The organism is Nostoc sp. 'Peltigera membranacea cyanobiont' 213, assembly GCF_002245975.1.
Taxonomy (GTDB): Bacteria; Cyanobacteriota; Cyanobacteriia; order Cyanobacteriales; family Nostocaceae; genus Nostoc.
The window spans coordinates 31259-46923 of record NZ_NOLI01000051.1 but is presented as its reverse complement, the minus strand read 5'-3'; the positions used below and the strand labels follow the sequence as shown (position 1 = coordinate 46923).

Genomic DNA, 15665 nt, shown 5'->3' with positions numbered 1-15665 from the left:
CTTGACTTAACCCCAGAAAAAGTTCGGATCAAAGATAGCTACCGAGAGCGGATATTTGCCGAATCACAGCAACTAGGCAAGAGTTACCTAGAGACGCTCTACTTTATCATTGATTGCTATTTTGCTTTCAGGAAGGGTGCATTTCCCACACAACAAGTAGCTTTCACGCCAATTAATACTGAAGATAACAAACTCCCTTCAAGGACTGCAACTTCATTTACAGAGGAGGAAGAAGATTCTGATGGTGAAACATTCAGCCTTGATTTTGATTTGTAACGGGAATGTATTGGTAGGGTGAACACATCTAAATGACTCTTGATCACAACGAAGGTTGAGAACCAACGAAAAAATCTTTCCTTTCGCGTTTAATTATTTTTTAAGCCCCAAAGCGATAGCCTAAAAATTTCGCAATAAGCAAGAGTTAATGACATTTGTGTTAATTAGTCAAAACCGCCTCAGTGAAGAAAGTGAATATCGAACAAACTTAAATTTACAAATTGCGCGCGCTACTGACAGAGCATGAAGTCACACGAGTATTACAAATGCTTGATGCGATTCAAGACAAAATGGGGATTGACAATGATGAAGACAGTGAGCTTGCTGATTTAGAAATGGAAACCAAGCCGGAAGATGTATTAACTGAAATTGAGCGGCTTCAGCAGTTAGCACTGAAGAGAAAAAAGCGCCATCGCTCAAAAGAAGAGATGGGCAATACAATTATTCCTTTGGGCAAGAGGTTCTTGCTGGAGGCTCAGTTGGGAATAAGCTGTCGTGCTTATAACTTGCACTTTTTATGGTCTAGAACCCTTATTGCAACGAGAATACTCTGGAAAATTAAAGATGCGACAGCTTACTGCTTGCAGCAAGAACTGCCCTCTGCCTTTTTTGATAAAATTAGCTTATGAATTAAGCACTGTTTATGGACTGTTTGCTCAGTTTAATTAGAAAACCCAATGGTCTGATGGGTTGGGTGAGTCGAGTTCGACATCAACTAGAGCCAAAAACTGATAATCCAACCAGAATGGGTATAGATTCAACACAGGGTCTATATGAAATTGTCGAATCTCCTCTCTCATTATTGACAACATCGCTCGTTCCCAATAAAGAGCAATTAATTGCTTCATGGAATTTTATTAGTTGTGTTGACGAACTGGATGCGGAAACTCTTTTTCATGTTTTAGTAATTTTGCTGGAAACGGTATCCGAACCGTTAGAACCAGAGGCAACGTTGCCAATTTTACCAATAAATAGTCCAAAGCAGATAATTAAAGCAACAGCAGCAAATCCTAGAGCATATAAAGGAACTAAGTATAAACCACCAAAACATAAGATATTTACTCAAGTTGATTTGAGATTATATTTGTGCGAGCGCAAATCTCAAAACCAACTACTTTTAAGATTAAGCCAACATTGGGTAAAGGCTTTGAAAAAACTTCAAAGAGTGGGGTACGATATTCGCTCTTTGTCATCGATACCCAAGGAAAAATTAATTATCGATCCATATTATGCATTCCACCATGATCTACATGCTGCTGTAGATTATCCTTCCCTACCTATAAATTTTCATCGATATTTATGGTTTTCATTACAGGGTTTGAATTGGCAAAATGTAAATGAATATTTATCGATCTATTGGGGGCTTGGACTAGACAGCAATTTTAATCTTTTACTCGCGTTCGGTCGTTTGCTAAGTCTCAACAATGGTAATAAGACATTGAAATGGTGTCACATTATTACCCAACAACCTGAGTCACGTCGTCTTACGTTCACTTCAATTTTGATTGAAAATCAGATTTATTCTACTGATCCACTCTCTCTAGATGATATTGAGCGATTCAACCAAATAACAGATGATATCGACTATGAATACCGACTTTATTGTTTATTTATTGCATTCAGTCAAGGGATTTCTGTAGATTATATGCTGGGTGGATTTCAATTAGCTTCTAAGTATCCATCAGAATATCATCGGTTTGACTATTTAGATAGATTAGATGGAGATTGCCTATTTCCAGAAGAAGCTGTGGAAAAATTGATTGCTCATCTGGGAAATGTTGGTGAGTATAGGTTTTCCCTACCCCTAGATATTTGGGAAAAATGTGGACAACTTTCAGGGTTCGGTAACATTATTTTACGCATTGATTGGACGAAATATCCAAAAGAGATTGCCTATGAATATCTCAATTTTTATCGTTGGGCTATCTCTTTATATCCCGCAACAAATCGGGAGGCTGAAATTCAAAAATACAAGTGGAACTTTCTGAAAGGGCAAGTTGATAACATTGAAAATCTCCTAAGTAGAATTACAGAAAAATATCAGCAAAAAGCAATTGATGATTTAAAATTTTATTATTGGTTTTGGATCGAAACTTACGAACTCGATTTGATTCCTTATGCATACTTAATAGTGGAACGTTTAGCTCAGTCTCCTTTTAGTCAAAAGAGTCATGCAGTAAAAGCGATCGCGGTTTTTATTACTTATTTACAAACCGCAGATATATCTATATTTCTCAATGCACCCGATGCTAGTTTTTTACGTCTTGAAGAAGCTTGTTATTTAGATAATAATAGTAAGTTAATTGCAGAGGGAATTGCACCAATTAGCAAACAATTGAATAATTTTATTATCCAATGCTTTATTGACTTCCCTCACAAAATCTTTAAGGTTGCCAAGTTATTGGGAACTCTTAATACTCCCACAAGTGAAAAAGTGGTCAAAGCATTCAGCCAACATTCCATCATGACTGAGAATATTACTCTACTCCCTATAAAGGATGCTTGTGAATTTATTGATAGCCAATGTGGTTCCCAATTTAGTAACCCAATTCCACGCAAAATCCGCGATTATGTCCAAGGAAAAATATCTTTAAGTGAACAGCAAATCAATCGTGGTTTCCAGAAGATATGTAAGCAAATTCAACTTACCCGCTTGGATATTTTTGAACATTTAATCCTGAATACATTGAAACGCGATTTTGATGTCAATCCCGAACGGGAAAATATTAGACATGCTCTTTCAATGTTGGGTATCATTGATGATAATTTTCGTTCTTTTAGAAAGTTTTTGAAGGCTTATTGGGGAGGTAATTTAGATTATTTACTTAATCATCCTCTGACACAAACTTGGTTAAAAAAGCATAGTTGTATCAATATCAAAATGTGGACGCAGGGAATTGAATACACATCCCAAGTTGATGGGTTTGGCTTGATTGAGATTAAGTTAGAGAACGAACCACTGGAGGTATTAAAGCTGGGTACTTATGTGGGGAGTTGTCTCGCACTTGGAGGGTTATGTTCTTATTCAGCAGTTGCGGTTCTTCTAGATATTAATAAACAGGTTCTCTACGCTCGAAACTCAGAAGGTAAAGTCGTAGCACGTCAACTAGTGGCAATTTCAGAAAGAGAAGAATTAGTTTGTTTTTATATCTATCCCAATGGAGTCAATTCTATCATCAAAAAGATATTTTATGAATGCGATGTTAGGTTTGCCGAAGCACTTAATTTAAGACTTTATCAACCTTCTTCAGATCAAGATAATGATTGCGATGTTCAGAATATTATTTCTCAAGCTTGGTGGGAGGATGATGTCTGGGATTTTACATTGTCAGACGAAATGTAACCAAATACTAAGTTTTTTCCATCTCAGAGACGGTATTCTCAAAGAAATACGATTTCTGTCCATAGTCGGAATAAAATTATGATGGAAACACTTCTATTGCCATTTTAAATGCCTCGATTTACACCCCCAAATACTACCATGCTCTATGGAATGGATATCCAGTTGTAGTTTTTTCGTTTGACGAACCCAAACGCGCCGAACCTCAAAATTATCGGGTCATATTTGGCGACTTCAAGGTGCTGGAATTTCAGTTTGCAGCAATTCAGTTGAATCGTTTAAGGAATGCGAGATTTTTTAACACAGTCAAATCCGGTGGCAGCAGCATTAATGTCGAAGATGAATATTCGCCGTGAGGAACGTCCGCAGGTGAAAGCAGAATGTTTGCGGCTGCTGGCGACGTTAAAGTTAGACCCAGCACGGATGCAATTGATTTCAGGGTTTGTTGATACGTATTTGAGGCTCGACAATACTGAGAAACAGGTGTTTCAAGCGGCAATCAGTACAATGGGATTAGATGAACAGGAGGAAATTATGGAGATTGTAACCAGTTGGCAACAGGAAGCTTTGGAAAAAGTTGCGGTAAACTTATTGCGCTAGGGTATAGCAGCTGAAGTGATTGTGCGAGTAACAGGGTTAACCGTAGAACAAGTACAGCAATTACAGGCACAGCTGTCTCAAGAAAATTAGTCTCAGTAGGCATTCATGTATCATCACTGAGGTGTCAATTGTCGTTAAAGTTTTTTACATAAAAAAAGCATAAATCTTCTATGCCTAGAAAAACCCCACCTTTATCCCACTCGACTGTTACAACTCCACTGGCTCTCTCTCAATTACATATCCGCTTACAGTTTCTAGAAAAATCACACCAATCACTACTCAAGCAGATTAAGAGAAAACGGACAGAACTGAATAACTTTGTTGAACAGACGCGAATTTTCGCCACAGAAATCTTTCATAAAGCTAGTCCCAGCTTCCAAAAAATGGCTGAGTTAGACCAGGATATTCATACTCTTTTTGAGGAAATCTTTACTACTAGAAAGTTTGGTAAACAAACCTTCAAAAATATAGAAGCAGTTTACCTTCAACTCCAGTTGACAGGAATCATTAGTCAAAAAACCAATGGCAAACAATTTTCAACAGAGCTAGAGGAATTGTTTGACAACCCCGAACCCGAATCAGATTTTTTCAGAGAATCTGCTGAAGGTCGCTATCAACATTGGCAAACACAAGAATCTGTAGAATCTCAGTCTGTAGGTAGAACAGAGTCTAAGAGAAAAATTCGTGAAACATTTCTGAGGTTAGCTGAAATCTTCCACCCGGACAAGGTAAAAGACAGCGAGACACAGACATATAATACAGAAATCATGAAATCAATCAATCAAGCCTACCAAGAAGGTGATTTGGCAAGACTTCTCGAAATTGAGCGACTTCACCAAGTGGGAGAAATTATTGATCTTAATAGTGAAGATGATTTAACTCGTAAATGTCGAACTATAGAACAGCAAAATCAAATTCTCCTGACTCAATATGAAAACTTGAAACTGGAACTGCGTTTAGCAAAAAATACTCCAGAAGGAACAATGGTTTCTGATTCTCGCAAAGCTGCTAAAAAAGGCATTGACTCTATGGCTATTATGCTAGAAACGATAGAAAATCAAATTAAGGTTGTTTCTCAGATTCGGGATTTTGTCAAAGACTTTAGAGAACAGAATATCACTATCAAAGAATTTATTGGTGGCCCACCAACTCTGCACTCCCTAGACGAAGAAATTATGGAAGATATTCTTGAGCAGATGTTGTCAGAATTAATCAGATAGTAGTTTTTTCTGAAAAAAAAATCGCTTGATTTGTGAATGCTCTGCTCAACTTAAAATAATTTTACAGAACTATGCCAATTAAAAAACACATTAATCTGAATGTTGGAAGTTTTCTTAATACCGCAGATAAAAAGATAGTTGTCAATTTAGCTAGTGAAGATATTTTAACTTTAATCACGCAAGAGTTAAAAACTCGTTACTCCCCAGAAACTCAAAAACAAGCCCTTGAAGGAAGTTCTCAGCTATTACCTGATTTTGTATTACAAGAATTATTAAAGCGCCAAGAGCAGGTAGTAAACGTTAACCCCGATACCTTGATAGTGGTTAACTGTCAAATAGCAGAGGTAGAGGTCGATGACTTGGGATTTGATTTAAATGTCGAAGCATATTTTGTCATTGGAGATGCAAATGGTCAAAATCATTTTCGCGCTAATAGGATCGGACTTTGGTCAAATATATGGGGTGATGAAGAAAAACTTTTTGATTTAGAAGATGAACTAGGCGACCAATTCTGGACTAATTATCAAATCCAGTTGCTCTTTGATGAAAAAAATCAGCAAATAATTGAACTGTCAGTGTCACAAACAGATGACTATGAAGCAAGATTACAATTTTACCCATCTTTTCAAAGGTTTTTACCATCCATAGTTCCCTTTACGGATAATGACTTTTAAAATCCCCGATTCAACCAAAATTTGCCCAGCATTTATGGCGGTATCGTCTTGATGGTGGTGAAGAACAGCTTTTCTATTTCTGCTTGAACATTCCCTACTTTAACAATTTAATGGAGAATTGAGTTTATTCCTCCTCGCCTTCATCTTCGTACTCCTCATCATCCTCGTCATATTCATAATCTGCATAATCCTTCCCATGCTGCTCATACCAGAGGCGTTCTTCCTCTTGAGCCGCCTCTCGCTGTATCCTTTTCCGTTCTGCCAGCTCTGCTTCTAGGAGTTCTTGCTCTAATTTCTGCTTCTCAAACCTTTCTCTTAAGAGCCTTTCTCGCTCTTGGGTTTCTAGGCTTTAATTCGTGCTGCCCTTAAAAGGTTAGGACTTAAACCCCCAAACTTTGTTAAAGCTTTTCCTTTGGCTGACAGGCTTATAGCCAATATTTATGCCTGCATTTCCATCTGTTTCTTTTTAGTAGTAGCTAAAGCTGCCATAGCTTGATTGTTAGCATTCTCAAAAGTTTCTAAAAGTTGGGGGGTAACTTTATTAACTTGCACTTTACCCGATTGTAGGCTCAAAACCACTTCACCATCTTTGTCAGCGATCGCTAAATCCCTACTTTCACTTTTGTAAGCCAAATCGTAGACTTTGCCCCTGACGACAGTAAAACCATCTTGGGCAGGTTGACCCCAGACCATGCCAATCCTTTGAGCAATTTGAGTCAACCGACTGATGACTTCAAGCTCAAATGTATCTTTATTCATTACTGTCAATGCTTCGGCTGATAATTGCTCACCAGCTTTAAACCCATTTGCCACTTCTACAATGCGTTTTTTGTAATTTTCCGGCTTCCCTAACTTATCTGCGGCATTGTACCAACTTCTCAAGTCATCAATAGTGACTGATTGAGGTTGGACTTCTTGATTGGGTACGGCTCTGTTTTGTGGTTCAGGAAACGGGACTATAAAACCCTCCACATAATCTCCCAAGGGTTCAAAATGTAGTCCCCAGACCTGCCCTTTGCCTGTGAACAGTTCTGGTAATGCCTTGGGTGAGTGCTTTTCCATATCAGCCCACTGCTGTTGATAAACGGGGTCAGCAATCATATCAGGTGTGATTTGATACTGCTTACCGACTCGAAAGGCGACTTGCTTATCAATGCCTGTCGCCAGAGCAATATCCCCTTCCTTAAACCCATACTGTTTGTATGGCTCTTTAGCTCTGGTGGTATGAGTTCGACCATATCCTCTCATCGCATCAATACAAGTGTTTACAGGTAGTGGGTTCGGCTCACCATGCATCATTAAAGGGTAGTTCATCGGAATCGGTTTGCTTTTGATGGCTATTGGGGCGACATTTTGAATATCTTGGTTTGGGTGGAATTGAGCGCTTTGTTGAGGCGGGGATTGTGCTGATTGAGATGGAGGTTTCAAGAATTGCGGTCGTGTGGCGAGGGAATTAACTCTTTGTTGATAGTCACTATCCGTTTCAATAATTGACCCAAATTTCTTGGTCATGTTCTCCAAAGTTTTGGCAGGGATGGAGCTATCAACCAAGTTAAACACCGCTAGACCTTTTTTAGTTTCCCTGATAACATCTTCTATTGGTACTTGTTTCCATTCAACTTTTTGAGCAGTTAACCATTTAGTCACAGTCTCAGCTTTATAGTTGTCAACAGCCAAGCCCATGACTCCAAGTTTTTTGTTTGATTCTGTCGAAAATAAGAAAGTAGGACGCTCTTTAATCTGATGTAGAATGTTCGCACTACTCTCAATCATCTCTTGTTGTTCAGAATTAACCGATTGAGTCCCAAAACCCTGAAATTCCTTCGTCCATATCTGGGGATATTCAACGGTATTAGGATCAATTTGAGCGCAAATAACAGAAAAATTACTTTCAACGATTGCAGGCGCAAGTGTAAGTTTTCCGGTTTTGAGCAATCCAAGTTGTCTGAGCGCGTCTTTGTCTTTTTTAAAGTGCAACACTCCCAAGGGTTTACCATTCAAAAATACAGCATCCCTAGTTTTAGAAGCTGAGGTTTCGATAGTCAGTTTTCGGTAATCTTGATCATTGAATGTCTGACCAGAAAAATCATAGAAGTTAATTTTATTAATTTTGAGGAGATTTCCATTGGGAGACTCACCCAGGACAAAAGCTTGATCTCCTGTCTCAGAGATTGACGTGAGCTTTAATTTTAGGTGATTACCATTTTTGAGATAATTAATTTCTTTTAACTGTTGGGCAGAATCACTGTCTAACTCCCCCAGAGTTTTGCCATCAATTTTGATTTTTACTGTTTTATCAGGAATCGGCACAGTGCCAAATTCTAAGTTGACCGGTTCGGCGTTAAAAACAAGTCCTGCATAAGAGAAGTTCTTGAGTTCACGGATAGTAATTTCAATCGGCTCGTTTCCTGGCAGTCCAATAGTTGCTTTGGCAGTAGCAGGTTCTATCCCAATGAAATTAGCTTGCGCCTTTGTGCCAATTGGTAACATTCCAGCCCTGGTTTCGAGCATGGCGAATTCCTTATATTCGCCGTCAGCATCCTGGACAAACATTAGTCTGGAAACGTGGCGTTCATGTCCTGGTGGATGGTGAGAAGCTCTGATTTCTATCGGGTGCTTTTCGTCTGGGTTCCACTTTCTACCCAAAAATTGATTTGCCTCATTCAAAAGTGTGACTAACTTCGGTTCGGTAAATTGCAGTTGCTCCAGGCGGGAGATAATTTCATTGGGGAAAGCAGCGAAAGCAAAATTAGAGACTTTTTTAGCGATCGCTTGGGGGTTTGCGTTTTCTTTTCTTGCAACTTCAAGTTCATCTTGGCGGGATGCACAGATGCTCCAAGCGGCGGCGGATAGAGCAAGTTTTTCTGACTCTGGGATAGAAGCGTAAAATGCGAGAGCCGCCTCTTGTGCCTTGTCGAAAAGTAATTTAGTTTGGCTTCTAGTAAGTTCTGGTTTTAGTTCTAGGAGTTTAGCTCCCTGCATGGCCATCCCCACCTTGAGGTTGTGGTCAGTCACAGATTGTTGGCTAACTGTCCCCAGGTTGCGGTAAGCGGGTTTTCCATCTTTCCCAACCTCGCCATCTATCTGTGCAACTGCTAGTAATTTGTGGGGGCGTTCTTTAGTTCGCCATTTCTCTGGTATTTCGTCTAGGCGAATGTTCAACGTCTGGGCTTTCCAGATTAAGGGGTGTCCGTAACGGGTGAGATTGGTGATTTCTAGTTTCGCCCCCTGTGGAGTTTGGATAATTGCAGATGGCCCTTTCTCAGTTTCACGCCGTTGGGACATCCGAACCGCAGCGTTGAATTTCTGATCGAACTCGTACTTCGCGGCGATCGCTGCAAATTTTTGCTGTGGTGTAAATTCTACTCCTTTGAACAAGTCTTTAAACTGGACGATGGGACGCGATTCTAACTGTGATTCTTGGAAATATTTATTGGTTTGGCTAATTAATAATTCTACTGGTGAGTAGCCCTTTGGTGTTATCCCTGTGCTTAAATAAACTGACGAAGATTTCTTATCTTTAATATAATTAACATCACGATATAAGTAGCGGCTGTTCTCCCTGATTAAATCCATCTCAGGTTTTTTTGCACTTTTGAATAAATCAACCGCTATTTGGTTTTGATAACATCCCTCACCAATCATTTCTCGGTACATCAGGCGGTTAACATCCATTGCCTGCTGAATAATCTCTGGAGTTCTTTGACCCAAAGCAAGTTCAACAAACCCTTGCATATAAGATTTATATTCTTCTCGGATTAACTTTGGCTCTTTCTGGTGTTCTTGCTCAAATAGGGCTTTATAATGACTAGAAACTTGGTCTAAATAAGTTGATTGTTGTTCGATAGTCCCATAAGTTTTAAGTACTTCAATTTCCGATTCTAATGCCTCCAGTGCTGTCACTTGATTGTTGATTATACCCACGCTGATGCTATCGCTCATGTGGATAGCAATTTCTTCAAATGGGGGCTGGGTTCCATCGCTAGGATCATAAAATGATTGTTTTTTGAGCTTAACCGTGGGCGAATAGGCGTTTTGAGGAAGGTTTCTTCGCTCTGCCTCTGCTGTTAAATTAGGGTATAAGCTAGCTCTTGCCACACCAATGCAATCACCATCGTAGTCTCGTGCTTGGCGTTCCGATTCGGTTTCTGCTGGGTCGATAAAATCAACATCGACCCCTAGCGCTTCTAACTCTATAATTCTTTGCTGTATGCGCTTGTGGTCTTCGTCATTAACTACAATTATGCCTTCTAAGGGTTCACCATCTGGCCCTAACTGATCCTTAACATATTTATTATTAGAAACACACAAACCATTAGAGTTGAGAAAAGGAGAACGGAAGTTAAGAATTTTTTCTTGCTCATCAAGCCAAGAGACACAAATTTCACCATTTTTGAGTTCCTTGGAAGGAATAATCATCCCTCTGTCAAAAGTAAGCGTTTTCCCAACAGCAATATCTCGCCACTCACTTTGTACAAACCGACTTAATTCCTGTTTGACCTTCTCAGTCTCTAATAACTGCTGATGCCCTAGTAAATCGGCTTTAATGAGTTTGTACATGAACAAGTCATCTTTAGCACTCTCATCACCCAACTCCTGATCTACATCTAAGTCATCATTTGTCCCTAAGTTTTTAATATCTGTTTCTTGATTGATAATGTCTGATGTTTTTAATTTATTTTGGTTCAATGATTCTTTACGTTTTTCATATCTTTCACAATAGTAAGCAGCAACAATTCTTGGGTCATCTTCAATAGAGGCTAATCTTTGAGCTTGTACCTCTAGTTCTTCAGCAAAATCTTTAATTCCTTGGGGGAAAGATGCCAGCAGTTGGGAGATAGACATCTGACCTTGTTGAGATTGTGCTTTTTCAGCTAACCAAATATTTTGCTGATATAATCCTGGTTGAATTTGAGGTTTAGTAGGACCTTTGGGTCTATCCTTGTCTGTTCCCTTAAAACTGCTTACGGGAAGAATTATATCGATTTTTGGTTCATTTTTAGAATTTGCATATTTTATTCTATCTAGTCTGTATGGTCGCAGTGTTCCTTTGCCAAAGCGATATTCAGTCGTATCTTCTCCAACTCCATCTACCCAACCAAATCGATGTTGAATTACACGATAGCTTTTATCTGTTTGGGATTCCCTTAAGGTTAGCTTGTCATAAAGTTGTGTTGAAATCTGCCCATAACAATCGCCAACTAATTTATATGCCAAATCATTCGATAATATCCCTCCATTTTCACCCCTGTTATCAGTAGAATCATCTACTACTAAAATGTTTAGCTTTTTGTGAATCGCATTTTTACAAGCCCCAAGGAAGATAGAACCATAAGCACCCCGGTCTTTACTATCTGGACAAATTTTTTGAATCGTTTCTAAACATTCTTTATCTCCATAAAGTAAGCGAGTCTTAGAAGACAGTAATAAAATTTGTCCATCTGGATGATTCTTTAATTCTTCAGCAGTGCTGTATTCATCTGAATGTCCAAATGAGAATTCTTTGTCAGGAAAGTAAAATTCTAGTAAAGTATTACTGAGCTTTTCAGTTAAAATTGATTGAGAGTCGGTTCTGCTATCGTCTATATAGATCCACTGATTTAAACGAGGGTCAAAATGCTTTAATTCCAAAGTCATAAGATTTGAAATTTGATGAATATTAATTAAATTTTTGAGAGGTTTTTATGTCAAGGATTAAGCGTTGGATAAATATGAATAATGAAGAATTCAACCCAGATGGAAGTTTGAAAAGTGAAGCTCGGCAAGAAATGTTATCCAAAGGTGAAGATCCAGGAGCAATTGATAGTTATGCTCGTAGAGCAAAAGAAGAGTATGACGAGTGGAAACACCTGGACGAGACTGATCCAGAATCGTGGCCAATCTACACAGCCTACGATTTCTTCACTGAACAAGAAAAAAAGGAGTTTAACCCAGATGGTTCTCTCAGACCTGAATATGTAGAATATGCTCAGAAAATTGGCATCAGTGAAAGTGCGCTAGAACAGCTTGAGTGGCGCAAGAAAATGGAGGTTGATAATTACAATAAAGTGTCTGCCGATTATGTAGAACAAGGCATCAACTTTGGTGCATGGTTGATGAGAGGAAGGATTGAAGATAGCAGAACATACGTCCAACGTCGGCAGCAGATGGAGCAAGACCTGCGTAACTTTGAGGATGTTGACAGCTTGCCTTTCGACAAGAACACAGCATATTAAGCGGGAGCTATGCAGAGCGAGTGATAATATAAGCTGAAAGCATTATCAGACAAGGCTCTCAGCTTTTTAACGGCATCCTTTTACATCTGCAATTGCTCCCCTTGTACTGAGCGTAGCCTCTCCAAGAGTTGTATTACGACTGGGTGAAAAAGCGGATTGTTTGGTTAATTAGCTTGCCGTTCTATAGCTGGAGGGATTACCCCAGGCGATCGCACAACTGATTTGTTGGAAGCGGCGGCAAGGAACGCAAACATTCCTAGAATGGCAAAGGACGTAATAATTACTTGCTGTACAGATGCAAAGACCGACTTTTCTTTCTCCTTTTGGACAGTAATACGATTCAGATTCTGTTGAAATGCCGAGAAATACAAATAATTCAACACTTGTTTACACAAGGCGGGGTCTTCACCTTTTTGGACTTTTTGACACAGGAGAATTTCTAAATGCTCTTGGCGGCGATCGCTTGTAGATAAATCGCGCTCGTCCCACAGTTTTACTTGGGTTGCATCTAAAGGTCTATCAATACCTAATAAAGTCATAAATATGTCCTCATTTAATTGTTGGGTTAGTTGAGGGAACAGGTGTAATCAACAAGTCAATTACACCCTACTGTGCTTTTTGAAAAATGGAACTCATACCTAACTTAAGAAGTTTATATACGCCCTCTAAAAAGAACTAGCTACGTTAGTACTGAAAAAATCGGTACTGGAGTAGCTAGTAAAGTTAGTGAGTTTATGCTATATTTCCCATTCCAAATCTGGTTGTAGAGATGGGGATAGAATCTGTGCTTTCGATGGTGGTTGGGGTGTATCCGACTCCAACGGGTTCGTCCCATCCTGGAATAATTCTTGTGCCAGAGTCCGGCCATCGCCGTCAATGTCACTACTCAAGAAATACTCCAAAACCTGCGGTGTAGCACCATCAATTGCTGCTTGTGCTAGTAGGGATTTGATGAATTGGGGAGATGCCTCACTATCAGCTAGTACCTTCAAGGTTTGCTCGGCATCTTGGATGGTCATTTTGGAGATATCCTTAACTCCAACTTCGTCCCAGACATCCCCAAAATACTGTCGATATTGCTGATTGAAGTCTTGCTCTTGGGCAAATCGTGATAATTCTTGTACCTGCAAATGTGTCATTTCAGCCATCTTAATTTGCCAATGTTAATTGTTCGCGCTTGTTACTGTTAGAGCGATCGCACTTTCAGATGAGGAAAGGTGCAAGTTGAAGCATATCTCTTACCAAGAGAGGCTTTTACGATGTTAGACAGATATTCTGTCTAACATCAAGTGCAAAATATGAGCCTTGGACTAGCGGCGATCGCTACTAGCAAAATATGAAATAAACACATTCAATTTAAAATCTCAAATCCAAAATGTGTTTTTTGAGAGCTACACTCTATTGATAGAAGTGAGATGATTAACTGCTGGAGAATAAGAATCTGGTACTAATTTCTGTTTGCGCTCATAGCAAAAATTTTCATCCAGCATTCTCACATAACTAATATGAGTTGCCCAAACATCAGCCAGTCGCTCACCCAAGCCAACGGTATCTAATGATTTGGGAATAACTACTCCACCATTCCAAACGATAGGGATGCTTTCTGTTTGAAAATATTGTGTCAGTTCTCGACGCACAAACTCACCAGTACCACCACAGATGAGAACTTCGTCTAATGGTACATGGTTTTTCACCCACCGCAGCAATGCTCGACAGTATTCATCCCGAATCACTTCTAAAACTGATTTAAACAACTCTAAATCCGAGTTAATTCCTGATGGTGTATTCCTACGTGACAAATTTCGTAATGCAGTGAAATTACCTTTACTTGCTTCCACTAAAGCCGCCGCTATACACGGATCATCTTTCGATAGTCCTACGCTAGTACGTTCGACAAACTTTTGTAACACCCAATTCATCCCCAAGTCTGTCGATTCTTTCTTTGCTACTTTCCCTTTTTCTGAAAGGGTAAAACTGGCATTACGATGACCCAGCATTAACAATCCTATATTTTTTTGAGAAAATACATTCCCTAGAGCGCGATTTCTGTAAGAAATAATACCTGTTCCTTCAGGAAGATTTTTGAAGCTATTGACCTTAATTTTCATTCTTCCCGTTGGCGTTATTACTCCTTGCCTATAGTTCAAGACAAACTTTTTAGCCAAATCTTGTACATTCTTCTCTTCTCCAGGTGGTAGCAAAATCTGGAGAAACATTTCGTGAATATCTAGATTTATTTGACGTTTAGCTAGCCACAACAAACCAGCAACCTTTGATAAGGCATATTCAGACTTCAAATCTTGCAGTGCCGCAGTTCCAGCAAACTCTCTTTTTGCAATACTCCCTAATACAGAATATTCCTGACCAATTCTCACCCAAGCGCTATCATCAGGCAGCGCATCTACAGTTAAATGTTTGGTTGAACCCTCTCCTACATCGGCAACTTCTGGACTCATCCACAATGCAAATGGCACTCCCGCCGGATAAATCTGAGCGATCGCCTTGGTTGAACTACCCCCCAAGTCTGCCGTCAGTATAAACTGCACGACTTGGCTTGATTTGTCCTGATTAGTATTTGTAGTTGTCATAAATTTTTATTACCGTTTGTTTCGTCAAATCCCAACAATTGAGTAGCCATTAATAAGTCTGGTGTCATTTTCAAGTCCATTAATCCCAAATCATCATCAGATAGTAAGGATTCTTCCTGCTGACTTGTTTGCTCTAGTTCCTCTTGTTCTTCTTTCTCTTTGCGAATCACATTTGTTGAGATTGGCAAGCTTTTTTCTAAAATCGGTGATTTGTTCTGCTCTATTTGTTGTGGTGGCAAAATCGCACTACTATCTACTTCAAAAGAATTAGAAACCTTTTGCATTAAAATTCTAATCTTTACTAGCTTTCCTTCCAATTCCCCAATACTCGACAAGCAAGCTTCAATAAATTCCTCTTTACTTACCTTTCCCACTAATGCTTCTATTAGCCAGTAACTTGTCACTGCTTCCATTGTCAGTTCACCTGCCGACTTTTTTGATCGATGATTCACCAAGTATTCAATAGTTCTTCCATCCCAAGAATCATGTCTCCGTTTTACTCTTGGCAGTTCAACGTCTTTGCTTCCCTGTTTGTCCATTTTTAAAAACCAGTACAGTTGTCTTATTGTTTACATTTGCAATACTTGATACAAAAATGAGTATTGCGGGTAGTCTAAATGAGTATTTAGGCGGAGAAATCCCCCTTTTTCTCTCAATTGCGTTTCCACTGTGTTTTCACTGCGTTGCGCTTTTTCCCTCATTTATGAGTATTCGTGCGTAATTCGTACCCAAATTATTCACTGCTTAGAATC

General features: G+C 39.2%; 12 protein-coding genes. 7 read left to right on the top strand and 5 right to left on the bottom strand.

The window, feature by feature from the left end; all coding sequences use genetic code 11:
* From CDG77_RS16035 to CDG77_RS37635, 6 genes are all read left to right on the top strand, one after another.
* The coding region (locus tag CDG77_RS16035) for a hypothetical protein (RefSeq protein WP_223269829.1) at positions 1-276 on the top strand (276 nt) is incomplete at its 5' end.
* Positions 277-542: 266 nt separating this feature from the next.
* On the top strand, positions 543-905 hold the full coding sequence (locus tag CDG77_RS16030; RefSeq protein ID WP_094330343.1) for a hypothetical protein: 363 nt from the start codon (positions 543-545) through the stop codon (positions 903-905).
* 14 nt (positions 906-919) lie between these two features.
* Positions 920-3619, top strand: coding sequence for a hypothetical protein (locus CDG77_RS16025; protein WP_094330342.1), 2700 nt, complete (start codon positions 920-922; stop codon positions 3617-3619).
* Positions 3620-3901: 282 nt separating this feature from the next.
* Positions 3902-4216, top strand: coding sequence for a hypothetical protein (locus CDG77_RS16020; RefSeq protein ID WP_094330341.1), 315 nt, complete (start codon positions 3902-3904; stop codon positions 4214-4216).
* Between the two features lie 170 nt (positions 4217-4386).
* A complete protein-coding gene (locus CDG77_RS16015) occupies positions 4387-5436 on the top strand; it encodes a J domain-containing protein (RefSeq protein ID WP_094330340.1) in 1050 nt (349 codons plus the stop codon).
* 71 nt (positions 5437-5507) lie between these two features.
* Positions 5508-6110: a hypothetical protein gene (locus tag CDG77_RS37635; protein ID WP_223269828.1), complete on the top strand. Its 603-nt coding sequence runs from the start codon at positions 5508-5510 to the stop codon at positions 6108-6110.
* Positions 6111-6548: 438 nt separating this feature from the next.
* Here CDG77_RS37635 and CDG77_RS15995 read toward each other — a convergent pair whose 3' ends face one another.
* Positions 6549-11747, bottom strand: coding sequence for a hypothetical protein (locus tag CDG77_RS15995; protein WP_094330339.1), 5199 nt, complete (start codon positions 11745-11747; stop codon positions 6549-6551).
* 47 nt (positions 11748-11794) lie between these two features.
* Here CDG77_RS15995 and CDG77_RS15990 point away from each other — a divergent pair, with 47 nt between their 5' ends.
* Entirely contained in the window at positions 11795-12325 is a 531-nt protein-coding gene (locus tag CDG77_RS15990) for a hypothetical protein (protein WP_189525013.1), read from the top strand.
* Positions 12326-12489: 164 nt separating this feature from the next.
* On the opposite strand, the gene CDG77_RS15985 is transcribed toward CDG77_RS15990, so the two are convergent.
* From CDG77_RS15985 to CDG77_RS15970, 4 genes are all read right to left on the bottom strand, one after another.
* On the bottom strand, positions 12490-12864 hold the full coding sequence (locus CDG77_RS15985; RefSeq protein WP_094330337.1) for a hypothetical protein: 375 nt from the start codon (positions 12862-12864) through the stop codon (positions 12490-12492).
* A 198-nt stretch (positions 12865-13062) separates the two neighbouring features.
* A complete protein-coding gene (locus CDG77_RS15980) occupies positions 13063-13473 on the bottom strand; it encodes a hypothetical protein (RefSeq protein WP_094330336.1) in 411 nt (136 codons plus the stop codon).
* 243 nt (positions 13474-13716) lie between these two features.
* Positions 13717-14913, bottom strand: coding sequence for a ParM/StbA family protein (locus CDG77_RS15975; protein ID WP_094330335.1), 1197 nt, complete (start codon positions 14911-14913; stop codon positions 13717-13719).
* Entirely contained in the window at positions 14910-15452 is a 543-nt protein-coding gene (locus CDG77_RS15970; RefSeq protein ID WP_094330334.1) for a hypothetical protein, read from the bottom strand. The genes CDG77_RS15975 and CDG77_RS15970 overlap by 4 nt, the downstream gene beginning before the upstream one ends.
* Positions 15453-15665: the final 213 nt, after the last annotated feature.